Origin of the sequence: Mucilaginibacter sp., assembly GCF_028287845.1 — a bacterium.
In the GTDB taxonomy this organism is placed as follows: domain Bacteria; phylum Bacteroidota; class Bacteroidia; order Sphingobacteriales; family Sphingobacteriaceae; genus Mucilaginibacter.
Genome location: NZ_JAQBOW010000063.1, coordinates 1 through 24178, shown reverse-complemented (window position 1 = coordinate 24178; position 24178 = coordinate 1). Strand labels below are relative to the sequence as shown.

Here is a 24178-nt window from a genome sequence, read left to right as displayed (position 1 = left end):
TTTAATATTTAAAATAATGCAAAAAGAAGGAACAGTAAAATTTTTTAATGAAACAAAAGGATTCGGATTTATTACACCAAGCAATGGTGGTCAGGATGTATTTGTTCATTCAACAGGCCTAATCGATGAGATCCGTGAAAATGATAAAGTTGAGTTTGAGATCGAAAACGGTAGAAAAGGCTTAAATGCGGTAAATGTAAAGGTTATTTAATTATAATATACCATTTTAAACGTATTCAAAAACATCCGCCCAATGGGCGGATGTTTTTTTTTGCCCTCACTTTAACCCGCGGCCTTAAAGCGGCATTTATTACAAATAACTGGCTACTAATACATTGCACTTTATCCCGTTTTAAGATAAATGAGGTTGCACCTTTGGCACTGTTGTTGCGTTATACCTCATAGCTACAAAAATGAAAAGCATATGAAAGATCAAGCAAAAATTATTGCCGCCCTGTTAGCAGGAGCCGCAGCAGGTGCTGCCATAGCATTATTATTGGCCCCCGATTCTGGTGAAGCAACCCGAAGCAACCTGGGCGAATTTATAAACGACGCAGTAGGCAAAGCAAAGGATAAAGCGCAATCTGCAACTGAAAATCTGAAAGATTATGGCAATAATGTTGCAGACAAGGTAAAATCAAAATATAGCGATGCTGTTAACGACCTGTATAATTACCGGGACGGTGTCAGCGATAAAGTAAAATCGCACGCTGATGACCTAACAGAATCGGCAAAAAACCAGGTTGATAATGCCAAGTCAAAAGTAAAAAGCGCGTCTAATGATGTGAATGATTCTATACAGCAGGCATAACCCCCGCCGCTCCCCCTGAAGGGGGAACTTTGAGGTTATAAATGAGCAAAGCCCCCGATGACTCGGGGGCTTTGCTCATTTATACAATTAGGCAAATTACAATTTACCTAATTCTTGAACTAAGTCTATCAATTTGTTTGAGTAGCCCCATTCGTTATCATACCATGATACCACTTTTACAAAGTTATCATTTAAAGCTATACCCGCTTTAGCATCAAATATTGATGTGCGTGCATCACCTTTAAAATCTTCAGATACAACGTCATCTTCGGTATAACCTAAAATTCCTTTTAGCTCACCTTCTGATGCGGTTTTCATGGCTGCTTTAATAGCTTCGTAAGAAGCGCCTTTTTTCAAGCGTACTGTTAAATCAACTACAGATACGTCGGCAACCGGAACACGGAAAGACATACCTGTTAATTTACCTTTTAACTCAGGCAATACCAAAGTAACCGCTTTAGCAGCACCTGTTGATGAAGGGATGATGTTTTGGTAAGCACCACGGCCACCTCTCCAGTCTTTAGCCGAAGGGCTGTCAACTGTTTTTTGGGTAGCTGTAACGGCGTGTACAGTAGTCATTAAGCCTTCCTCAATACCAAAGCTATCATTTAATACTTTAGCAATTGGCGCTAAACAGTTAGTGGTACATGACGCGTTTGATACGATGGTATGTGCAGCGGTTAAGCTTTTATGATTTACACCCATTACAAATGTAGGGGTATCATCTTTTGCAGGGGCGCTCATTACAACTTTTTTGGCACCTGCGTCAATATGTTTTTGGGCTGATTCGATAGTTAAAAACAAACCGGTTGATTCGATAACTATCTCTGCACCTACTTCGCCCCATTTAAGGTTAGAAGGGTCTTTTTCGGCAGTTACACGTATAGTTTTACCGTTTACAACCAAATGTCCGCCTTCAACAGCAATTGTGCCTTTAAAAGGACCGTGAGTTGAATCGTATTTTAACATGTAAGCCATATAATCAGGCTCAACCAGGTCATTAATACCAACAACTTCAATGTCTGATCTTTCAATTGCAGCTCTGAATGCCAGGCGGCCAATACGGCCGAAACCGTTAATTCCTATTTTCATGATTTTTTAATTTTTATTTGAATAATACGTTAATAGATTGTTTATAGGTTCTTTTATAATGCCCGTAATTTCAAGACCCGCTTCGGCGGCAGTCTCACGCAGATAATCCTGGAAAGCGAAGGCTACCGAGCCTTCAAAATGTAAAGGCGCTTGCGGGTATTGCTTGTGTAAAGGTAGCAAGTATGTGGTTATTAGTTTATTGAAACCACTTTTTATGACGCTCGTCAGATATTGGTCATCACTATTCTCTATAAAGAATTCGCTGAATGAGCTTAAATATAACGCGGTCTGTTTTTGGCGATAAACTTTTTCAAGCAGCGTTTTTCTATCTGCTTCATACTTGTGAGCAAATTTTTTTCTCAGGTTCTCGGGTAAAGTTTCGTTCATGAAGCTTCTTATTAACTGCTTGCCCAGCCAATTACCAGAGCCTTCATCAGCTAATATATATCCCAGCCCGTAATTATTAGGTTTTACCTTTTTACCATCATACCATGCCGCGTTTGAACCGCTGCCGCATATACCAATAATACCGGGATTGTTCCGGCAGCAGGCAATAGCCGCTCCGTCAATATCATGGGCAACGGTAACCTTGGCAAACTTAAAAAATGTGGAAAGCGCGTTAAAAACAATCGCCTTTAATTCTGTTGACGAAGAACCGGCACCAAAAAAGTAAATACGTTTTACTTCTTCGGCATGATGTATCAGGTTTATATTTTTATTAAGTAGTTGTATGATGTGCTTTTCGTCAATAAAATACGGATTGATGCCATTTGTTTTAAAAGAAGCAATAGTTCTTCCTTTGTCAGACAGTCGCCAGTCAGCATTGTTCGATCCGCTATATACAACAGCTATCATTATATGGAAAGCACCTCCACCATTTGTAAAAGATCGGCCTCCAGCTTAAAATCATGATGACTAAGCGCTTCGTCAAGCGAGGTTATTTTAATATCATTAGCCTCAAGGCCCACCATTTTTTGGCTATGGCCGGCAATTAAAGCATTAACCGCGGCAAAGCCTAAGCGGCTGCCCAGTACACGGTCAAAACTGCTTGGGCTGCCCCCTCTTTGCAGGTGGCCCAGTACGGTAACCTTTATATCGTAATTTGTAACTTCTTTTTGTACTGCTTTGGCCAGGTCATAAATACCGCCGCTTTTATCGCCTTCGGCAACAATAACTATGCTTGACGATTTCTTTTTTGATTGGCCATCTTTTAATTGTTTGATCAGATCATCAATTGCTGTTGATTTTTCGGGAAGCAAAATAGCTTCGGCACCGCATGATATACCTGCCCGTAAAGCAATAGCGCCCGAATCGCGGCCCATTACTTCAATAAAAAATAACCTATCGTGCGAATCGGCGGTATCACGTATTTTATCAATTGCTTCAATAACCGTATTTGTGGCAGTATCAAATCCTAAAGTGTATGTTGAGCCATACAGATCATTATCAATTGTTCCGGGTATACCCATTACGGCTATATCCGGATATTTCTGCGAAAAACGCAGCGCTCCGGTAAAAGTACCATCGCCGCCAATAACTACTAAAGCATCTATCCCGCGTGCTTTTAAATTTTGGTAAGCTGCTTCCATACCTTCGTCTGTACGAAAAGGCAGGCAACGGGCCGTTTTTAAAATGGTACCACCAAGATTCAATATATTACTTACAGAGCGGGTATCCATATCATACATATCATTCTCAATCATACCCTTATAGCCCTGCCGTATACCAACAACATTTAAGTTGTTATATATAGCCGTTCTTACAACAGACCGTATACAGGGGTTCATGCCCGGTGCATCGCCGCCTGATGTAAGTACCCCAAGTTTAGAAATTTTATGCATTTGTCTTACCAAAAAAATTTTGCACGAATATAAGGTGTGAAAATTACACCATTAAATTTATTTTTATTTATTTTTGATCTTTGCAAAGCAATATCTTATAAATTATAAACTTTAATTATAACGCCGTTTGGAAGAAAAATTACCCACAATCGATTCTGTATTCTCAATAGATTGTTTAATTTTTGGGTTTGACGCAGGAGAACTTAAAATATTATTGATTGAACGCAACGAAGAGCCGTTTAAAGACTGGCTTGCTTTACCCGGCTATTTTGTAAAACAGGAAGAAAGCGTAGACGATGCGGCCGACCGTATATTATATGAATTAACCGGCTTGCGCGATCTGCCTATGAAGCAATTCCATACGTTTGGCGAAGTAAACCGCCACCCGCAGGGAAGAGTAATAACGGTGGGTTATTATGCATTGATACGTATTAACGGGCAAAAAGAGCTAAGGCCAATAAGTCATTACGCTAAAAAAGCTATATGGCACTCTGTTAATAATTTGCCCAAACTGGCGTTTGACCATACAGAAATATTTAATAACGGCTTTGGCAAAATACGCAGGCGGTTAAATTACCAGCCTATTGCCTTTGACCTGTTGCCTGAAAAATTTACACTTACACAGCTACAGGGACTGTATGAGGCTATTTTAAACAAGAAGCTTGATAAACGCAACTTCCGTAAAAAAATGCTGAGCTATGGTTTTTTGAAGGAACTGGTTGAAAAGCAAAAAGGTGTATCATACCGCGCAGCTAAACTTTATAAGTTTGACAGACGCAAATACTCAAAGATATTTCAGAACGAAATGGGTGTGTGAGAATAGAGTCAAGAAATAAGAGACAAGAATTAAGATATAGGATGCGGGTTATTAGAGCCCGCATTTTTTTGTTAAAAAAAGAGCCAAGAACCAAAACCGGACAATCCAGATCTTATTTCTTGACTCTTGTTTCTTGTTTCTAAAATTCTGTCTTAAACCTTGCTTACAGCGGCTTCCATGTGGTATTTTACCAGGTTATCTATAGGCGAGCGTATGATATTGCCAACTGTCATTCCGTTTTCTGTAGCAACTTCTTCCAAAACATTGCGGAAGTTATACCCAACAGAACCAATACAATTAAAAGTATATTTTTGATAATCAGGATAATGAGTTACCAGGTTCTTGAAAAAATCTTCGAAAGAAGTTTTTACCAGGTTGCGTGAATACTCAATATGTACGTTATTATCATAAACAAATTTACTGAACCCGGCACAAAAACGATTGGCAAGCGGTTTAGTATAAACTTCTTCATTAATTTCATCAGGGGTTAGTTTGTAAGTATCCCAAAAAAGCGAACGTACAACTTCAGGCATATATCCCCTTAAATAATCAATCAATAACTTTTTACCTATGTAGCAGCCACTCCCCTCATCACCTAATATATAAGCGCCGGAGTCAATGTTGTTAATAATATTTTTACCGTCATACAAACAAGTATTGGTGCCGGTACCCAATATAGCAGCAAAGCCCGGGCCGTTGCCTAACAGAGCTCTTGCAGCAGCAAGCAAATCATGTCCTATGTTTACTTTTGCGCTGGTAAAGACCGCGCTCATGGCAATTTCTACCTGTTTACGCTTTTCTTCGGTAGAGCAGCCCGCGCCGTAATAGTCAACTTCAGTTATTTTGTCTATTTCTAAATCAGTTGGCAGGCTTTCATGCAGCGAATTAATAATATATTCAATACTTGAAAAGTATGGGTTATACCCTTCTGTGTTAAAATATACTTTTTTACCATCCTCGGTAAGCAAACACCAATTGGTTTTTGTGGAGCCTCCGTCAGCAATTATTATCATATAATTTAAATTTAATCGCTAAATGTATAACTTCTTATCGTAATTAGAATACATGCAAATAAAAAAATTACAGTCTTTAATACGCTGTTAAAAATGCGTTTATTACCTAATTGTAAATATTACACTAACTTTAATATAATAAATGCCAAAAACATGTAAAATTCATGTTAAAAGCGCACAAATATTGCCTAATTTATAATGATACTATGAGCAAAGTATTTGTGCAGAATGATGATGAACTGACACTTATATCCTGCAAGAAATACAAGAAGAGGTGCATAATTTAACTGCTTATGATTGGGCGAATTTCATCCAATTTACAAATCGGCATTACTACCATAAACAGTAAGTTGATTTTTGTGCTTTACTTTTAAGCAGTTTTTTGCATCTTTGCACCGCAAAAATAATTTGCGATGGTCCCATAGCTCAGCTGGATAGAGCAACTGATTTCTAATCAGTAGGTCTCTGGTTCGAATCCAGATGGGATCACTTAAAAGCCTCTAATTTCAATAATTAGAGGCTTTTTCTATTCGTGTGCGAAATTACTGCAGATTTTTACCATTACGTCTATTCCTTTAATTTAAGAATTTATTAATGGTTGTAATCAAATGGTTAATATCAAATGGTTTTCTAATAAAGGCATCGAAGCCAAAATTGCCCAGCGATATAGCTAATTCCTGGTAAGCTGATATTAAAATAACCGGAAGATGACATGTTTCTTTATTACTTTTTATTACCTGGCAAATTTTGCCGCCATTCATTCCCGACAATAGGTAATCAGTCAATATTAAATCGGGTTTATACTTTTCAATTGATTTCAGAATATCGTCAGTTCGGGCAAGGCCTTTTACAGTGAAATGATTATAGCTAAGTACGGTTTTAAGTACATCTAAAATATCATTATCATCTTCAATTATCAGGATTTTCTTTTGTAACATGGCAATTTTATCTATAAAACCACAAACAATCTGTTAATTTGTTTTAATGCAATATAAGTCAGTAAATGCTTAATTTGTTTTTTTTGGAGGAGGTTATTTTTCATTTTTTCTGAACTTCCCATTATTTTCGTCCATGACCTTTCTTTCATAGCCAAATAAATGCACAGTCTTTAAACAAGGTATCGGTTTGTTAATTGCACCTGATTTTGCATTTTGAGACCCGGGTTTTCAATGGCTATCCAAGTATTCATCAATTAAAAATAAGCGATACTTTTTTATGAAAACAACCTTTTTGTTTGACCGGCGTATTTAGTGTATATTTAATCAACCAATTATTACCCATAGCGTTACCCTTATTTAATTAACATACATCATGAAAAAACTTTTTTTCATCCTGCTCGCCTTTACCTGTTTTTGTGTTAAAGCGCAGGAAAAACCGGCAACAACCCCGGCGGCCGAAAAGCTTAAAACAATTGCTGCTTCTTTAAATGAGTACAGCAACAAAGCATATGTTGAAAAAGTGCACATTCAGTTTGACAAGCCTTTTTATAGCTTGGGCGACACCATTTGGATGAAAGCTTATGTAGTTAATGGCAGCAATGAACTTTCGCCGCTAAGCAAAGTTTTGCATATAGATATTGTTAATGATAAGGGCATTGTTAAAACCACCGGCACCGTACCTGTTACCAAAGGATTAGGTTGGGGAGCAATTATCCTTGGTGATAGTTTATTACAGGCAGGCAATTACCATATCCGCGCATATACTAACTGGATGCGCAACATGGGCAGCGAATATTTTTTTGATAAAGCAGTAAAAATAGGCAATGCACTTTCATCAGCCCGCACTACTGTTGCTGATAATAATACACAAGGAATTAAAGGGCAGGATATCAGCGTTAGCTTCTTCCCCGAAGGTGGCGACCTGGTTACCGGGCTTACCTCTAAAGTAGCTTTTAAGGCTTTAGGTACCGATGGGTTAAGCCGGGAAATATCAGGCTATGTGGTTGACAGGAATAATAAGCAGGTTACCACTTTACAGTCTGAACATGCAGGTATGGGTACATTTATGCTGCAGCCTACCCCAGCGAATACCTATACCGCAATTATCAAATACAATGGCGCCGAAAAACGAATAGCACTGCCAAAAGCAAAAGACAGTGGTTATGTACTTACCGTTACCCAAAATGATAATAATATTGCTGTTAGCGTAAGCGCCGGCAGCAATTTGGGCAGTATAGCCTTTGTTGCACAGGCAAATAATATAGTTCAGTATGCCGCTACAAAAACAGTCGAACGTAATGCGTTTACAACCCTTATACCAAAAAGCAGGTTTCCTGAAGGGATAGTGCAGCTTACACTATTTTCGCCCGATTACCAGCCCGTAGCAGAACGGCTGGTATTTGTTCATCATCCTTACAGCTATCTTACAGTGAACTTAGGCGCTGATAAAACAGGGTATAAAAAACGCGAAAAGGTGCATCTTAACTTAAATGTTACCGACGATAATGGCAGACCCGTTACCGCCGCTTTTTCGTTGGCTGTTACCGATGAAACAAAAGTACCCTTTGACGAAGTTGATGAAAAAACAATTTTTTCTAACCTGCTGCTAACGTCAGATTTGAAAGGCTATGTAGAACAGCCCAATTATTATTTTACAGCTATAACTACCGATAAAACAAACCAATTGGATAACCTGCTGCTTACCCAGGGATGGCGCAGATTTGCATGGAAGGATATATTATCACATACGCCACCCCCATTAACACACCAGGCACAAACAGGCGTGGGCATCAGCGGGCGCGTAACCAAGGGTGGAAAGCCCGTACCCGGTGCTAAAGTTTTTGTTTTGTTTAATGTTGGCAGCGGCATATTGTATGATACTGTTGCAAATAGCGACGGGCGCTTTACCTTTACTAATTTTCCCTTCGCAAAAGGCACATCTTATAATGTATCGGCTGTAGATACTAAAGGAAATAAAAACTTTAAAATAGATATAGATAAACAAAATTATGAATTGCCGGCCATTGATAATTTACCTTATGAGCAACCTGCCAACAACAATTTTTTAACTTATATAGAAAACAGCAAGGCCCGTTTTGAGGGGCTGCTCAAAGAAAAAACACCTGATAACGCTATTATGCTACAGGAAGTTAATATTAAGGAAATTGCTGTTAAAAATTCATCCAGTTTAGCGGGGCCGGGTAATGCCGACCAGGTGCTTACTTTTATTGATCTGTTAGGCTGTCAGTATGATCTTTCAAAATGCTTAGAGGGAAGGTTAACCAATATACGCTTTAAGCCGGATAGCGCCGGCACACCCGGAGCTGGTATGACACCTTATTCGCGCGGATTTGATACGCCAATGACTATTATTGTTGATGGCATTGAGCGCCCTGATGGCTTAACAAGTATCATGTCTGCAGATGTATCAAGCGTTGAAGTATTGCGTGGTGGCGGTGCATCGGCCCTGTATGGTTTACATGGCGCCAATGGTGTAATAATTGTTACCCTTAAAAAAGGCGATATCAATTATAGCGCCTATGAAACTACACGCCAACACGGATATGACAAAGCTGACGGGTTAAAGAACTATACATTTAACGGATATGACATGAGGCGGCAATTTTACTCGCCTGACTATACGCAGCCGGCCAATAAACAAGTGCCCGATCTGCGGTCGACCATTTACTGGAAACCCAACATAATTACCACCTATCAGGGAAAAGCAAGCGTTGATTTTTTTAACGCGGATGGTACAGGTAATTATCGTGTAGTAGTAGAAGGCCTGGGCCCTGATGGGAAAATGGGAAGGCAAGTATATCATTACGCGGTTAAATAAGCAGCAGCAATAAATCAATACCCATTTAAATGTTATTACTGTACTGTATTGCACCAGGTACACCTGGGTACACCTGGTACACCTGGGTACACCTTGATACACCAAAAATGCAATTCGCTGAAAATAAACATGTTAAATGCCTGTAAAAAACATAAATATCCTGCTTAATGAAAAAGATTCCATAAGCATCTAAAAACAACAGCGGGCGATTAAACTATTTTTCATTTTTTTTTATTCCCATCCCCCCCTTTTTAATTATCCAAGTATTTAGTGTATAATTAACCATCTAAACCAAATTGTCATCAATTAATATCCGTATGAAAAGACTCCTGCTTATCCTGCTAATGTTTACCGGTTTTTGTGTGAAAGCACAAGAAACGCCTGCGACAAATGCGGGGCCTACCAGGCTGCAAACCATCGCGGCATCGTTAGATAGTTTCAGAAGAAAGGTACCTATTGAAAAAGTGCATATACATTTTGATAAGCCATTTTATAGTTTGGGCGATACCATTTGGATGAAGGCTTATGTGGTTATACAGAGTAATGAGCTTTCGGCGCTGAGCCAGATATTGTACGCGGACCTTATTGATGATAAAGACTCTATAAAAACAAGTTTGCGCATACCACTTACCAATGGTTTTGGCTGGAGCTCTATTACCCTTAGCGATACGTTATTGAAGTCCGGCACTTATCGCCTGCGCGCTTATACCAATCTCATGCGCAATTTGGGCGAAGAATACTTTTTTGATAAAGAAATAATGATTGGTAATGCCCTGCCTCCAAAATCAAACACAACGGGTGGCCCCCCTCAAAAAACCACGGCTGTTGCCAAAACACAAGTTACTGCATCCCCTAAAACCGCTACGGGCGATGTAAGCGTACAATTCTTTCCCGAAAGTGGCACGCTGGTAAATGATATTGCTTCAAAAGTAGGTTTTAAAGCAGTGGGTAATGATGGGTTGGGCAGAGAAATATCCGGAATAATTGTAGATAAAGATAATAACCCGGTAACATCTTTTCAGTCAGAACATGCCGGCATGGGGTCGTTTATACTACAGCCTGCCGCAAACAACACCTATACCGCTGTAATTAAACTGGCCAATGGTAATGAAAAAAAGATAGCGTTGCCTGCTGCAGCCGCACAGGGTTACGTACTGTCGGTTGTGCAAGCTAATGATAATGTTATTGTTAATATACAGGCCAGTAATAGTTTATTAAATGGCGAGGTTTCGCTGGTTGCCCAGGCAAATAACATCGTGCAGTACGCAGGTAAAAAAACATTAACCAGTAACAGCTTTACCGCGCGTATCCCTAAAAACCGTTTTCCCGAAGGCATAACACAATTTACCTTATTCTCGCCCGATTATCAGCCGGTAGCTGAGCGATTGATATTTATTCGCATTAATGACAATCATTTAAAATTTAACATCAGTTCTGATAAGGCTGATTACAAAAAACGCGATAAAGTGCACCTGGATATGGAGATTACCGACCAGGATGGAAAACCCGTAATTGGTACGTTCTCTATGGCTGTAACAGACGAAGGGAAGGTGCCTTATAAAGAATTGAATGAAACAACTATTTTCTCTAACCTGCTGCTTACCTCGGATATTAAAGGTTATGTGGAGCAGCCAAATTATTATTTCACGGACGATGTAGACAATAAATCGGGCGAATTGGATAACCTGATGCTTACCCAGGGATGGCGCAAATTTGTATGGAAGGATATATTAGCACATAACCTACCTACCCTAACCTATCAGGCAGAGGATGGCCTGGGCCTTAACGGCAGGGTATTAACCAACAGCAAAAAGAAACCTTTACCCATAGCCGGCGCCCGGGTTACTTTACTGGTAAACATTGGCGATGGTATAATAGTTGACACCGTAACCAATGCGCAGGGGCGATTTAATTTTAATAAGTTCCCTTTCAGAAAAGGTACTACTTACAACGTTACAGCCGCGGATGCCAAGGGCAAAAAATATGAAAATATAGAAATTGATGAGCAAATACCTCAGCCGGTAACCATAAAACACTTGCCGCAGGACCCATCTGCAAACAATGATTTTGCAGCTTACCTTGATGAAAGCCGTGAGCGGTTTGATGAACTGGATAAAAACGGAATGCTAAGCCATATTATGCTGAAAGAAGTTGTTGTAAAAGACAAAATAACCAAGGAAACTATTAAAGAAGTTGCCACCCAGCATTCGCAAAACCTTGCAGGTGCCGGTAATGCCGACCAGGTGCTTACTTTTATTGATCTCCTGCCATGTCAAAATGATTTATTAGCCTGTTTAACTGGTAGAATAACCGGTGGATATGTTAGTGGTGAGGGTATAGCTATCCGGGGCTTTGATTCGCCAATGTATGTTATTGTTGATGGGATTGCCGGGCGCCCGCTGTCAAGTGTTGTGAGTTCGGATGTGTCAAGTATTGAAATATTGCGCGGAGGAGGCGCTGCTGCCTTATATGGCATGCATGGATCAAGCGGCGTGCTGGTTATTACCACTAAAAAAGGCGATGTTGACTACACCGCTTACGAAACAGACCACCGTACCCCCGGCTACAATAAACCACAAGGATTAAAAGCATATACTTTTAAAGTTGGTTATGATCTAAGAAAACAGTTTTACCAGCCGGATTATGCTAATCCTAAAACCAATACACAATTGCCGGATCTGCGTACCACCGTTTTCTGGAAACCGGGCATTACAACCGGCGAGACCGGCAAAACAAGTGTTGATTTTTTTAACGCAGATGGCACCGGAAATTACCGTGTGATAGTAGAAGGGCTGGATCTGTACGGCCGATTAGGCAGGCAGGTGTTTCATTATACGGTAAAATAGAAATAAGCAGGCTTGGGGGTAAGATGAATTTTTGTTAAAGGATACACAATTATTTCCTTCACATCCCCCCTTTTTTCCTGACCGGTGTATTTAGGTATATAAACAACTACAAAACCTGTTGCCTATCACTTAAATAACTTGTCATGAAAAATCTAACCTATATTTTACTGCTGCTTATTGGCTTGGGGGCAAAGGCCCAGGACGTAATAAGCCAGAGCAATAGCAAACTGCGTAACCTTGTAGTTTCGTTAGATAGCTTTAGGAACAAAGTACCGGTAGAAAAAGTGCACATCCAGTTTGATAAGCCCTTTTACAGCCTGGGCGATACCATATGGATGAAGGTTTATGTGGTGAACGGAACCAACGGACTCTCGTCCCTTAGCAAAATAATGTATGCCGACCTGGTGGATGACCGGGATTCGGTTGCGATTAACTTACGCATACCACTTACCGATGGCTTAGGATGGGGAGCCATTACCTTGAGCGATAGCGTATTGTCGGCAGGCAATTACCATATCCGCGCCTATACCAACCTGATGCGCAATTTCGGTCCGGAATATTTTTTCGACAGGGCCATCCGAATTGGCAATGCCCTGCCCCCAACAACCAACCCTACATCTACCCGCCAAATAAATGCACCTGTTACTAAAAAAACTATGAAAGTAAAGCCTGATACTACAGGCAGCACTGTACAATTCTTTCCGGAAGGCGGCGAGTTGGTGAATGAACTTATATCTAAAGTTGCCTTTAAAGCAGTTGGTACCGATGGTTTAAGTAGGGAAATATTGGGTAGTATAGTGGATAAGGATAATAATGAGCTAACAACTTTTAAATCCGAGCATGCAGGTATGGGCACATTTACCTTTCAACCCGCCGAGGGCAATACCTATACCGCTATTGTTAAATTTGCTGATGGCAGCGAAAAACGCTATAAACTACCAATAGCTGCACCAAAGGGTTATGGGTTAACAGTTACCCAAAACGATGATAATATTATTGTTAATATACAAGCCAGCAAAAGCTTGTTAAACACCGGCGAGATATCGGTAATTGCCCAAACAAACAATACTGTACAATATACCGGTAAAAAAGAGCTTACCCGTACCGGTTTTACCGCTGTTATCCCAAAAAATCGTTTCCCCGAGGGTATAGCACAGTTTACTTTATTTTCGCCCCAATACCAGCCGGTTGCCGAACGGTTGGTATTTGTTAAACATACCGACCAGCATTTGAGTATTAAATTATCGCCGGATAAGCCCGACTATAAAAAACGAGACAAGGTTCACTTAAATATGCAGGTTACAGATCAGGACGGCAAACCAGTAATGGGCGCTTTCTCATTAGCTATAACCGATGAAGGGAAAGTACCCTATACCGAAGCAGACGAAAAAAGCATTTTTTCTAATCTGCTCCTTACGTCAGACCTGAAAGGCTATATAGAACAACCCAATTATTATTTCACAGACGTATCTCTTGATAAAACCAAACAACTGGATAACCTAATGCTCACCCAGGGTTGGCGCAGGTTTGTGTGGAAGGATATTTTAACCAACAACCTACCTAATCTTTCTTACCTGCCAGAAGCAGGTATGGGCATAAGCGGGCGAATTTTGACAAAAAAGGGAACACCCGCTGCACATGCCAAAGTTTCTATACTGGTTAATACCGGCAATGGGTTAATTATTGATACCGTAACCGATGCGCGGGGCAGGTTTAGTTTTAATAACTTTCCTTTTAGTAAAGGCACGGGCTATAATGTATCGGCAGTTGACGCTAAGGGTAAAAAGAATATAACGATTGAAATAGATAAAAAGAATACAATACCACCAACATTTAACCATCCGGCCCAGTCGTCAGAGCTTGCTTATGGCGCAATAGCTTATAACCACCTGCCCGAGGAAAAACCGGATAATAATTTCACTACTTACATGGATAGCACCCGCAAACGCTTTGATGTGTTAAATAAAAATGGAAAGCTTAAACCTGCTATTAAATTGAAGGAAGTGGTTATTAATGCAAGGACAGCCAAAGAAGTTGCTTTTAAACATTCAGACAGTCGTGCCGGCGCCGGTGGTGCCGACCAGGAGCTTACTTTTGTTGACCTTGCAAATTGCTCAGACCTTGGGGCATGCTTAATGGGAAAGTTAACCGGTATACGTATCAGTTCTAATAAACCGGGAAGATGGACGGCAGGCTATCAAGGCGGGTCTGTAATAGTTGTTGTTGACGGGCAGATACGCACTCCAGATTATTATAATTTACTCACTCCGGATGTTATAGAAGGAATTGAAGTAATAAAAGGCGCACGAGCAGGTAATTTATACGGAGGGCTTATTACCGGAGCTATAATTATTACTACTAAACGCGGCGGGGTAGATTATGAAAGCTACATAACCGAACATAACAAGAGCTTGCAAAAGACCATCGACAAGAAAAAAGAGGAAAAAGAGAAAGCGATTGCCCTAAAAGAGGTTTCCATACAAGAAAAGAAAATAGATAAGGTTAAACAGATAGCGCTTAAAGATTCAAAGAATGTGGCCGGGGAGGTTGCTACGGACTTTGTATTCACTTTTGTTGACCTTGCAAAGGCACCCACATTAGGTCAATTTTTGATGACCCGTGCAACTGGCGCACATATAACAGCTGATGCAAGCGGTAAATGGGCCGCGGACGATCTCGAGGTTATTATCGACGGTTATGTACGGGATAAGTTATACTATGAATACTTTCCTATCCAACGGATTGCAGCTATTGAAGTATTAAAAAATTCACAAATTAATAATGGGAATGCTAAGAAAAAAGGGTCAATTATCATTACTCTTAAAAAAGATGATGTGGATTACCAAAAATATATTGACGAGCATGAAGCCGACCAACAAAAGGCGATTGCTCTTAAACAAGTTAATATCCACGAGAAAAAAACAACCAGTACCGTAAACATCAAAACAATAGCCGTCAAAAACTCGCAAAACCTTGCCGGGCCGGGCAATGCCGACCAGGTGCTAACGTTTGTCGACCTGTTGCCTTGTCAAAGTGATCTTTCGGGTTGCCTGGCCGGGCGCATAACCGGCGGATATAGCGATGGTGGCCGGATATTTATCAGGGGTTTTAATTCGCCCATGTATGTGGTTGTTGATGGGCAAGGCGGGCGCGACCTAAGCAGCGTGGTATCATCAGATATAGCAAGTATTGAAGTTTTGCGCGGCGGCGGTGCCGCCTCTTTATATGGCGAACATGGCAGCAATGGGGTACTGATCATCAGCACTAAAAAAGGAGATGTAAATTTTGATGACTATACTATTGGCTACAATACCGTGGCTCAAACCAAACCCAAAGGATTAATAACCTATAAACTACAACAAGGCTACGATATGCGCCGCCAGTTTTATGCCCCCGATTATGATAACCCGGCAACTAATAAAGATATGGCCGATCTGCGGTCGACCATTTACTGGAAACCCAATATTGTAACTGATGAGAACGGCAAGGCAAGCTTTGAATTTTTTAATGCAGACGGCACCGGCAAATACCATGTTGTAGCCGAAGGATTAGACGGGATGGGTAAATTGGGGAGACAGGTATATGAGTATAAAGTAAAGTAATATAAGCTGCTGCGTTACTCCTGTCCGTAGTCATTTATAACCTGCACTGCTTTTTCATGATCGGCTTTTGCCACAACCACTTTGGCAGCAGCTGATCCACCTGCTGTAACCTGCCATGGTGCAATGCTGCCCATATATTCGTTTTGTATAAAGGCCGGTATGCCTTCTTGTTCTAATAAGCTTTGTATCATACCTGCATCTAATACGCTACCTGCAAATACTTCAACCGGTTCTGTGCTATTGTCTGTTTTCATAGTTAGATTTCGTTCAATCAAAGGTAATGCAATTATTATGGCAGCAAATTAGTTTTTAAGTAACTTTACAGTAAACGTGTCTCCATGAAAAAATTAGTACTGCTATTTGCTTTAGTTGTTTGCTTTTCGGCCAAATTAAAAGCACAGCAAACCATCAACTTTATCGACTTTAAAAAACATATAGGCAAAACAGCTACCCTTTGCGATACTGTTTATTCTGTAAAGGTATTTAATGATACGCTAACGCTGATTAATATGGGTGGTAATTTTCCTAACCAGAAATTTACTGTAGCTATAAAAGGAAATAAGGTTTCTTTAGATTGGGCCAACCTAAAAAAGAAACACCTTTGTGTAACCGGCGTTTTGGAGCTATACAAAAATACGCTTCAAATTGTAGCGTCCGAACCAGCCCAGATAGTAGTGGGTAAATAGTTATTTGTTTTTCAGTGTAGAAGAACGAATGATTAACTGCGGTTTTATGCTGATAACTTTTGGCGTAACAGCAACTTCTTTGTTTTCCATCTCTTCGAAATATAAATTAGCAATAGTTTTACCCATGTGCACACTAAACTGATCAACCGTGGTTATTGATGGGGTAGTTATTTCTGTAAACGCTTCGTTAGAATAACCTAATATACCTAATTGAGAAGGCACTTTAATATCCATATCATGGGCAACATCTAACACCCCCAATGCAGAAAAATCAGATGTGGAAGCAAATATGGCATCAGGTGGATCGGGCAGGCTTAATAGTTTACGGGTAGCTGCTGCACCAAGCTCTTTTGTCCAGGCATTTTCAATAATCAGTTCATCATTAACAGGTATATTAAATTTCTTCAACGCGTTTAAATAACCTGTTTTACGCTGTTTAAAAATGTTTAAGTTTTGCGGCCCCTCCAGCAGAGCAATACGCTTATACCCCTGCTGAATTAAATGAACAACAGCTTCCATTGATGCTGTTTCATTATCATTAATAACCTTAAGGGTTTCTAACTCTTCGGCTACACGGTCAAACTGTATTAATTGTATACCCTGCTCAATTACATGTTCTAAATGAGTATGGTCATCACTTTCAACTGATACCGAAATAACTATACAATCCACATGCTGGTTCATCAGCGTATTAACACACTTTACTTCCTTACTATGCGACTCGTTAGACTGGCAAATAATCAGGTTATATCCTTTTTGATAAGTAGCATCCTCTATCCCGGCAATAACATTCGAGAAAAAGTTCTGATTGATACGCGGAACAACCACACCAATGGTTTTGGTTTTGCCCATGCGCAGGTTGGATGCCAGCAGATTACGCTTATAATTAAGCTCGGCAGCGGTTTTTAATACTAAGTTTTTAGTAGCCTCGTTAACATGATTACTGTTATTGAGCGCGCGAGATACAGACGAAGCAGTAATGTTAAGCTTCTCGGCTATATCATAAATAGTGATACGTTTTTTAGGTTTCATTTTTGGTTATTACAAATATGACAAAAATAAATCATGGCAATCGATTGCGTTTTCAAAAAAAAAATTAATTTCGTTGCACAATTATACTACCGATTGACAAACCGATTATTTTTTATGCAACTAACTAATATATAGCATGTTACTATTAGGAATTGATATAGGCACTTCATCTATCAAAGTATCAATAGTTGATGCCGCGTCGCAAAAAACGCTGACATCGGCTCAATATCCCGAAACGGAGTCGCCAATTACGTCGTTGCAACTGGGCTGGGCAGAGCAATCTCCCGAAATGTGGTGGCAACATGTACAGCAAGCTATCGCCTTGTGTAACAGCACACAAAAGTATAATCCGCTTGATATTTCGGCCATTGGTATTGCTTACCAGATGCATGGTTTGGTATTAGTTAACAAGGATCAAAAATTACTGCGCGATAGTATTATTTGGTGCGACAGCCGTGCGGTTGAAATTGGCGATAAAGCTTTTGATGCCATTGGGCATGAAAAATGCCTGTCGCATTTATTAAACTCTCCCGGCAACTTTACCGCCTCTAAACTGGCATGGGTAAAAAAGAATGAGCCGGAAATATACGCGCAGATAGACAAAATAATGCTTCCCGGTGATTTTATTGCCATGAAGTTAAGCGGCGAAATTACCACTTCTATATCGGCGTTGTCTGAAGGTGTTTTCTTCGACTTTTTAAATAACCGCTTATCAAAAGACATTATTGATTATTACGGATTTAGCGAAAGCTTGTTCCCTCCTATTCATCCCGTATTTTCAAATCATGGTGGCCTGTTAGGTTCCATAGCCGAAAAATTAGGATTAAAAGCGGGCATTCCAATCGCATACAAATCAGGCGACCAGCCAAACAACGCTCTTTCACTAAATGTATTAAACCCGGGCGAGGTTGCAGCTACCGCAGGTACATCGGGTGTAATTTATGGCGTTAGCGATGAGCTGACCTATGATCCGCAATCGCGTGTTAACACGTTTGCTCACGTTAATTATACCGAGCAGCAAAAAAGCCTTGGTGTGTTACTATGCATCAACGGTACCGGGAGTTTATACCGCTGGACAAAGAACTTATTTGGTTCGGCAGTTAGTTACACGCAAATGAATGAGCTGGCTAATAAAGCTCCCCTGGGGAGTGATGGTTTACGCATATTGCCGTTTGGTAATGGTGCAGAACGCATGCTGAATAATGAATTAATAGGTGTACACTTTCATCATATCGATTTGAATTTGCATACCCAGGCTCATATATTCAGGGCCGCACAGGAAGGTATTGCATGCGCGTTTCGTTATGGAGTTGATATTATGCGCGAAAACGGTATGAATCCTACCGTAATACGTGCAGGTAAGGCGAATTTATTTTTAAGCGACCTGTTTGCGCAAACCTTTGTAAACGCCACCGGCATACCGGTTGAACTATATAAAAATGATGGCAGCGTTGGCGCAGCTTTAGGCGCAGGCATTGGGGCAGGTATATTTTCATCGCCGGCCGAGGCTTTTATGCACATGCACCCTGTACAATTAATTGAACCAACATCTAATTTATTCGAACCGGTTTACCAGGAATGGAAAGACTTGCTGGGTAAACATTTATCAATAGCAAAAGAAAATCATTTGCATACTGCAATAAATTAATAAACTAAAAAAAATAACACTAAATATAATGGCAAAAATAGTAACAGGCGACACAGAATTTTTTAAAGGAATTGGCCAGATCAAATTTGAAGGCCAGGGATCAGACAATCCATTAGCATTCCGCTGGTATGATGCGGATAAGGTAGTGGCCGGCAAAACCATGAAAGATCATTTACGCTTTGCAGGTGCTTACTGGCACTCGTTTGTAGGCAATGGCGCGGATCCGTTTGGCGAGCCTACCCACGTATTTGAATGGAACAAAAAAACCGACGCGGTTGAACGTGCAAAAGATAAAATGGACGCGGCATTTGAGTTTTTAACTAAAATGAACCTGCCATACTATTGCTTCCATGATGTTGACGTAGTTGATTATAGTAATGATATCAACGAAAATGACCGTCGCCTGCAGGCCCTTGTTGAATATGCTAAACAAAAACAAGCCGAAAGTGGTGTGAAGTTGCTTTGGGGTACTGCAAACTTATTTTCTAACCGCAGGTACATGAATGGTGCAGCTACCAATCCGGATTTTCATGTATTAACACATGGCGCCGCGCAAGTTAAAGCCGCTTTAGATGCTACTATTGCTCTGGGTGGCGAAAACTATGTTTTCTGGGGTGGCCGCGAAGGCTACATGACCCTGCTGAATACAGACATGAAACGCGAGCAGGAGCATCTGGCTAAATTTTTACACGCGTCTAAAGACTACGCCCGCAAACAAGGTTTTAAAGGTACTTTCTTTATCGAACCTAAACCTTGCGAGCCTACTAAACACCAGTATGATTATGACGCGGCAACCGTATTTGGTTTCCTGCAAAAATATGACCTGTTGGGTGATTTTAAACTGAACTTAGAAGTTAACCACGCTACTTTAGCGGGCCACACCTTCCAGCATGACCTGCAGGTTGCAGCTGACAATGGTTTGTTAGGCTCGATAGATGCTAACCGTGGCGATACCCAAAACGGTTGGGATACAGATCAGTTCCCGAATGATATTAACGAGGTTACAGAATATATGCTGATCATTTTAGAAGCCGGTGGTTTCCAGGGTGGTGGTATAAACTTTGATGCTAAGATCCGCCGTAACTCTACCGATCCGAAAGATCTTTTTTATGCACATATTGGTGGTATGGATGTTTTTGCAAGAGCATTGATCAATGCTGATAACATTCTGAAAAAATCAGATTACAAGCAGATCCGCAAGGACCGTTATGCTTCGTTTGATGCCGGCAAGGGTAAAGAATTTGAAGAAGGAAAACTTTCTTTAGAGGACCTTAGAGCTTATGCGATTGAGAACGGCGAACCTAAACTGGCAAGCGGCAGACAAGAGTATATAGAAAACTTAATAAACCGTTATATATAGTTGATATAATGTTAGATAAAGTTTATAATTGCTAAACCAATTATAAACTTTATCTAATTATGAATAAGCTGACCAACGGCGACTATGTAGTATTTGCAATATATTTCTTTGTAGTAGCTTTTTATGGATTGTGGGTTTACAGGCGCAAACACAATGCCGATGCCACATCTAATGATTACTTTTTAGCAAAAGGCTCGCTTACCTGGTGGGCCATAGGCGCATCACTAATCGCTTCAAATATTTCGGCCGAGCAATTTATCGGCATGAGCGGGTCCGGTTTTAAAATGGGCCTCGCAATAGCTACTTACGAATGGATGGCTGCCGCCACCCTGATGATAGTAGCTATTTTCTTTATACCCGTTTATCTTAAAAATAAGATATTCACCATGCCGCAGTTTCTTAACCAGCGGTACAATGGCACGGTAGCTATGATAATGGCTGTTTTTTGGCTGCTGTTATACGTAGTAGTAAATCTTACTTCTATATTATATCTGGGTGCCTTAGCGGTAAGCAGTATATCAGGCGTTAGTTTACAGGCTTGTATATGGGGCATGGCTATATTCGCTATTATTATTACCCTGGGCGGAATGAAGGTAATTGGTTATACCGACGTTATCCAGGTGTTCTTTTTGATATTAGGTGGCTTAGTTACTACTTATATTGCCATCAACCTGGTATCAACCCACTACGGTACAACCGGGGTTTTAAACGGCCTTAAAATAATGAAAGAACAGGCCGGCGACCATTTCCACATGATATTTAAAAAGGATAATCCCAATTATATTGATTTGCCCGGCCTAACCGTACTAATTGGCGGTATGTGGATAGTGAACTTAAATTACTGGGGCTGCAACCAATACATTACCCAACGGGCGTTGGGAGCTGATTTGAAAACAGCGCGCGGCGGTATACTGTTTGCGTCTTTCTTAAAATTATTAATGCCGGTTATTGTGGTGCTACCGGGTATAGCGGCCTTTATTTTATACAAACAGGACGTATTTGGTTTCCATGATAAGATGACAATTAGCGGCGAGGTAAATCCGGATAGATCATACCCTATCTTACTTAACTTATTACCTTCCGGTTTAAAAGGATTGTCTTTCGCAGCGCTTACAGCTGCTGTAGTTGCATCATTAGCAGGAAAAACAAATAGTATTGCTACCATTTTCACTTTGGATATTTATAAGAAATTCAATCCGGGATCTACCGATAAAAATATGGTGATGGTTGGCAAGATTACGGTCGTAGTAGCCATGCTTTTAGGCATAGTACTTTGCACCCATTTAGGTATTGATAAAAAAGGCGGTTTCCAATACATACAGGAGTATACCGGCTTTGTATCGCCGGGTATATTTGCCATGTTTATTTTAGGTTTCTTCTGGAAAAAAGCTACCTCGAACGCTGCCCTGTTTGCTACCATTGGCGGATTTGCTTTATCGGTAGGCTTTAAAGTAATGCCGGCTTATATTAACCTTAAAGCATTAGCGCCTTATGGATTTTCGGTAAACAATGCTGGGGTTTATGAAATGCCATTCCTTGACCGTATGGGTTTTGTATTTCTGATATGCGTTGCAGGTATGTATATTATATCAATGATAGAAAATGCCAGCGGCAAAAAAGTTCATGGTTTAGAGGTTGATGCCAGCATGTTTAAAATGTCTAAGAGCTTTACTGTAGGCGCGCTTATAGTTTGTGGCGTGCTGGTTGCTTTGTATTCTGTATTTTGGTAAGCGGCAGAAAGAGGGTTATTTTTCAGTAAAAAAAAGATTTGTCAACTTTTTAAAAGTTGACAAATCTAAAATCCTATACGCTGTGCATGTTTTATTTTTTCGCTATCGTTCAAGAGATAGTTCTCCTCGTTACTGCAGTATGACACCCAGGGCAAACGCATTAAAATAACAATATACACCATTAGGAGGCTCCCATGGAGCCTTTCTAACTTTATAGCTTATCTATAAACATTTGACTCCTCCGGAGTCAAATGTCCGTATTGTTTCAGCAAATATTGGCTCCGGAGGAGCTCCCTGTTTATAGAAGGACAAGACAAATCTTATTTTGGCTCCATCGGAGCCTCCTAATATATGCGATACGCTTTGAGTGCTTTTTATGCGTTTGCACTGGTATGACACCCCACTTATGTCATTTCACCTACAGAATTTCCTAATTTTATAACTCGAAATAACAATTATTTTTAATATGCTCATGAAAACGCTTTTTACCTGTTTGTTATTAGGCATTTCTCTTTCCGGCTTTTCAGCCGATTATAATATTTTAACCTTTGGCGCTAAAGCCGACGGAAAAACTATCAATACCAAAGCCATACAGGCAGCAATAGATAAATGCAGCGAAGCCGGCGGACGGGTTATAATTCCTGTGGGAACTTTTATGTTGGGGACCATCTATTTAAAAAATAACGTTACACTGTATTTAATGAACGGTGCCGAGTTAAAAGGGAGCCCCGTAATGAAGGATTACCCGGATAATACCGCCGGACCGCGCAAAAGAGTATTCAGATCATTAATTGTCGCGATGGATGTTAACGCGATTGCTATCGCCGGACAGGGAACTATTAATGGAAACGGCGCTTCGTCCGAGTTTAATTTAGGTGATAACACTACGCCTGGCTATACGGGTATTCGCCCAACTTTAATATCTATGTACAACTGCAAGGGCATAGATATTTTTGATGTAAGCCTGAAAAATTCCGCTTTTTGGATGGAGAATTATCAGCGTTGCGAAAACCTGCACTTAAAAGGTGTACAAATATTTAATCACGCTAACTTTAACAATGATGCTATTAATATCGACTGTAAAAATGTATTGATTGAAGATTGTAATATTGATTCGGACGATGACGGCATCTGTTTAAAAAGTGAGGACAAAACCGCGCCCTGCGAAAATGTGGTCATCCGCAATTGTGAAGTGGCATCTAATTGTAATGCTATTAAATTCGGCACTACGTCGCATGGTGGATTCAGGAACATTAATATCAGCAATATTACTATTCACCAGGCATCAGAAGATAACCTACGTAACTGGCAAAAGCATTTTAAATTTATAGAACAGCCCATAACCGTAATTGCCGGCATCGCAATAGAAAATGTTGATGGCGGCTTTACCGACAATGTAACCATTAACAATATTAATATGAATGATGTACAAACACCCATCTTCATAAAGTTTGGTAACCGCGCGGCACCAAAAGATAAAACTGTAGCCTATGAGCCGGGGCATTTACGTAACGTTACCATTAGCAATATCACTGCTGTGAGTCATAGCAAGATCACCTCAAGCATAACTGGTTTTTCAGGTTATGATGTAGAAAACGTTGTGCTAAGCAATATTAAAATAAGCACTATGGGCGATGGCACCGCCGACGAGGCAGATGCGCCGCTGCCCGAAAAGGAAACCCTATATCCCGAAAACCGGATGTTTGGCATAGTGCTGCCATCAAGCGGCATTTACATCAGGCACGTAAAAGGTATCTCTTTACAAAATATAACCCTGCAAACACGCAATATGGATGCAAGGCCCGCAATTATAATGGATGATGTAAAAAACGCGCAAATATCCCTGCTGAGTACTGAACAAACCGAGATAACAAACGCTGCTATAAAACTGGTAAATTGTGATAATGTGATCTGGCTTAACCC

At 40.3% G+C, this 24178-nt stretch carries 18 protein-coding genes and 1 tRNA gene; 12 read left to right on the top strand and 7 right to left on the bottom strand.

Annotation, left to right across the window (positions count from 1 at the left end):
• Nucleotides 1-16 precede the first annotated feature (16 nt).
• Nucleotides 17-211 (top strand): cold-shock protein, encoded by a 195-nt coding sequence (locus JWP71_RS05595; protein ID WP_299497811.1) that lies wholly within the window; start codon nt 17-19, stop codon nt 209-211.
• Nucleotides 212-424: 213 nt separating this feature from the next.
• Entirely contained in the window at nt 425-811 is a 387-nt protein-coding gene (locus tag JWP71_RS05590; RefSeq protein ID WP_299497810.1) for a YtxH domain-containing protein, read from the top strand.
• Between the two features lie 96 nt (nt 812-907).
• On the opposite strand, the gene gap is transcribed toward JWP71_RS05590, so the two are convergent.
• The 3 genes from gap to pfkA are packed head-to-tail and all read right to left on the bottom strand — an operon-like array spanning nt 908 to nt 3744.
• A complete protein-coding gene (gene gap, locus JWP71_RS05585; protein WP_299497809.1) occupies nt 908-1903 on the bottom strand; it encodes a type I glyceraldehyde-3-phosphate dehydrogenase in 996 nt (331 codons plus the stop codon).
• A 6-nt stretch (nt 1904-1909) separates the two neighbouring features.
• Nucleotides 1910-2758: a hypothetical protein gene (locus tag JWP71_RS05580; protein WP_299497807.1), complete on the bottom strand. Its 849-nt coding sequence runs from the start codon at nt 2756-2758 to the stop codon at nt 1910-1912.
• Nucleotides 2758-3744 (bottom strand): 6-phosphofructokinase, encoded by a 987-nt coding sequence (gene pfkA, locus JWP71_RS05575; RefSeq protein ID WP_299497804.1) that lies wholly within the window; start codon nt 3742-3744, stop codon nt 2758-2760. Before pfkA ends, JWP71_RS05580 begins: the two co-directional genes overlap by 1 nt.
• A gap of 127 nt (nt 3745-3871) precedes the next feature.
• Between pfkA and JWP71_RS05570 the strand changes: the two genes are divergently transcribed.
• Complete coding sequence (locus JWP71_RS05570) at nt 3872-4561, top strand: NUDIX domain-containing protein (protein WP_299497802.1); 690 nt, start codon at nt 3872-3874, stop codon at nt 4559-4561.
• Nucleotides 4562-4713: 152 nt separating this feature from the next.
• On the opposite strand, the gene JWP71_RS05565 is transcribed toward JWP71_RS05570, so the two are convergent.
• Nucleotides 4714-5574, bottom strand: coding sequence for an N-acetylglucosamine kinase (locus JWP71_RS05565; protein ID WP_299497800.1), 861 nt, complete (start codon nt 5572-5574; stop codon nt 4714-4716).
• A 415-nt stretch (nt 5575-5989) separates the two neighbouring features.
• On the opposite strand from JWP71_RS05565, the gene JWP71_RS05560 reads away from it, so the two are divergent.
• Nucleotides 5990-6063, top strand: a tRNA-Arg gene (locus JWP71_RS05560).
• 86 nt (nt 6064-6149) lie between these two features.
• Here the strand turns inward: JWP71_RS05560 and JWP71_RS05555 are convergent.
• Entirely contained in the window at nt 6150-6512 is a 363-nt protein-coding gene (locus JWP71_RS05555; RefSeq protein ID WP_299497799.1) for a response regulator, read from the bottom strand.
• 373 nt (nt 6513-6885) lie between these two features.
• On the opposite strand from JWP71_RS05555, the gene JWP71_RS05550 reads away from it, so the two are divergent.
• The 3 genes from JWP71_RS05550 (at nt 6886) to JWP71_RS05540 (ending at nt 15799) form a co-directional block, all read left to right on the top strand.
• A complete protein-coding gene (locus JWP71_RS05550) occupies nt 6886-9351 on the top strand; it encodes a TonB-dependent receptor plug domain-containing protein (protein WP_299497797.1) in 2466 nt (821 codons plus the stop codon).
• A gap of 317 nt (nt 9352-9668) precedes the next feature.
• Nucleotides 9669-12197 carry a TonB-dependent receptor plug domain-containing protein gene (locus JWP71_RS05545; RefSeq protein WP_299497794.1) on the top strand — a complete coding sequence of 843 codons (2529 nt, stop codon included), beginning with the start codon at nt 9669-9671 and terminating at the stop codon, nt 12195-12197.
• 143 nt (nt 12198-12340) lie between these two features.
• Nucleotides 12341-15799, top strand: coding sequence for a TonB-dependent receptor plug domain-containing protein (locus tag JWP71_RS05540; protein WP_299497792.1), 3459 nt, complete (start codon nt 12341-12343; stop codon nt 15797-15799).
• A gap of 14 nt (nt 15800-15813) precedes the next feature.
• Here JWP71_RS05540 and JWP71_RS05535 read toward each other — a convergent pair whose 3' ends face one another.
• Nucleotides 15814-16053 (bottom strand): DUF2007 domain-containing protein, encoded by a 240-nt coding sequence (locus tag JWP71_RS05535; RefSeq protein WP_299497790.1) that lies wholly within the window; start codon nt 16051-16053, stop codon nt 15814-15816.
• 84 nt (nt 16054-16137) lie between these two features.
• Here JWP71_RS05535 and JWP71_RS05530 point away from each other — a divergent pair, with 84 nt between their 5' ends.
• A complete protein-coding gene (locus JWP71_RS05530) occupies nt 16138-16485 on the top strand; it encodes a hypothetical protein (RefSeq protein ID WP_299497788.1) in 348 nt (115 codons plus the stop codon).
• Here the strand turns inward: JWP71_RS05530 and JWP71_RS05525 are convergent, their stop codons facing one another.
• Entirely contained in the window at nt 16486-17517 is a 1032-nt protein-coding gene (locus JWP71_RS05525; RefSeq protein ID WP_299497785.1) for a LacI family DNA-binding transcriptional regulator, read from the bottom strand.
• Nucleotides 17518-17653: 136 nt separating this feature from the next.
• Between JWP71_RS05525 and JWP71_RS05520 the strand changes: the two genes are divergently transcribed.
• From JWP71_RS05520 to JWP71_RS05505, 4 genes are all read left to right on the top strand, one after another.
• Nucleotides 17654-19165: an FGGY family carbohydrate kinase gene (locus JWP71_RS05520; protein ID WP_299497783.1), complete on the top strand. Its 1512-nt coding sequence runs from the start codon at nt 17654-17656 to the stop codon at nt 19163-19165.
• Between the two features lie 28 nt (nt 19166-19193).
• The gene (xylA, locus tag JWP71_RS05515; RefSeq protein ID WP_299497781.1) at nt 19194-20525 is read left to right on the top strand and encodes a xylose isomerase; all 1332 of its coding nucleotides are present in this window, start codon (nt 19194-19196) and stop codon (nt 20523-20525) included.
• Between the two features lie 59 nt (nt 20526-20584).
• On the top strand, nt 20585-22255 hold the full coding sequence (locus JWP71_RS05510; RefSeq protein WP_299497779.1) for a sodium/sugar symporter: 1671 nt from the start codon (nt 20585-20587) through the stop codon (nt 22253-22255).
• Between the two features lie 472 nt (nt 22256-22727).
• A partial coding sequence (locus JWP71_RS05505; RefSeq protein ID WP_299497776.1) for a glycosyl hydrolase family 28 protein occupies nt 22728-24178 on the top strand: 1451 nt, incomplete at its 3' end.

Coding starts and splice junctions, on each gene's coding strand:
- JWP71_RS05520 (WP_299497783.1), top strand. CDS start 17,654: ATGTTACTATTAGGAATTGATATAGGCACTTCATCTATCAAAGTATCA.
- JWP71_RS05590 (WP_299497810.1), top strand. CDS start 425: ATGAAAGATCAAGCAAAAATTATTGCCGCCCTGTTAGCAGGAGCCGCA.
- JWP71_RS05550 (WP_299497797.1), top strand. CDS start 6,886: ATGAAAAAACTTTTTTTCATCCTGCTCGCCTTTACCTGTTTTTGTGTT.
- JWP71_RS05565 (WP_299497800.1), bottom strand. CDS start 5,574: ATGATAATAATTGCTGACGGAGGCTCCACAAAAACCAATTGGTGTTTG.
- pfkA (WP_299497804.1), bottom strand. CDS start 3,744: ATGCATAAAATTTCTAAACTTGGGGTACTTACATCAGGCGGCGATGCA.
- JWP71_RS05595 (WP_299497811.1), top strand. CDS start 17: ATGCAAAAAGAAGGAACAGTAAAATTTTTTAATGAAACAAAAGGATTC.
- JWP71_RS05555 (WP_299497799.1), bottom strand. CDS start 6,512: ATGTTACAAAAGAAAATCCTGATAATTGAAGATGATAATGATATTTTA.
- gap (WP_299497809.1), bottom strand. CDS start 1,903: ATGAAAATAGGAATTAACGGTTTCGGCCGTATTGGCCGCCTGGCATTC.
- xylA (WP_299497781.1), top strand. CDS start 19,194: ATGGCAAAAATAGTAACAGGCGACACAGAATTTTTTAAAGGAATTGGC.
- JWP71_RS05530 (WP_299497788.1), top strand. CDS start 16,138: ATGAAAAAATTAGTACTGCTATTTGCTTTAGTTGTTTGCTTTTCGGCC.
- JWP71_RS05510 (WP_299497779.1), top strand. CDS start 20,585: ATGAATAAGCTGACCAACGGCGACTATGTAGTATTTGCAATATATTTC.
- JWP71_RS05545 (WP_299497794.1), top strand. CDS start 9,669: ATGAAAAGACTCCTGCTTATCCTGCTAATGTTTACCGGTTTTTGTGTG.
- JWP71_RS05535 (WP_299497790.1), bottom strand. CDS start 16,053: ATGAAAACAGACAATAGCACAGAACCGGTTGAAGTATTTGCAGGTAGC.
- JWP71_RS05525 (WP_299497785.1), bottom strand. CDS start 17,517: ATGAAACCTAAAAAACGTATCACTATTTATGATATAGCCGAGAAGCTT.
- JWP71_RS05540 (WP_299497792.1), top strand. CDS start 12,341: ATGAAAAATCTAACCTATATTTTACTGCTGCTTATTGGCTTGGGGGCA.
- JWP71_RS05580 (WP_299497807.1), bottom strand. CDS start 2,758: ATGATAGCTGTTGTATATAGCGGATCGAACAATGCTGACTGGCGACTG.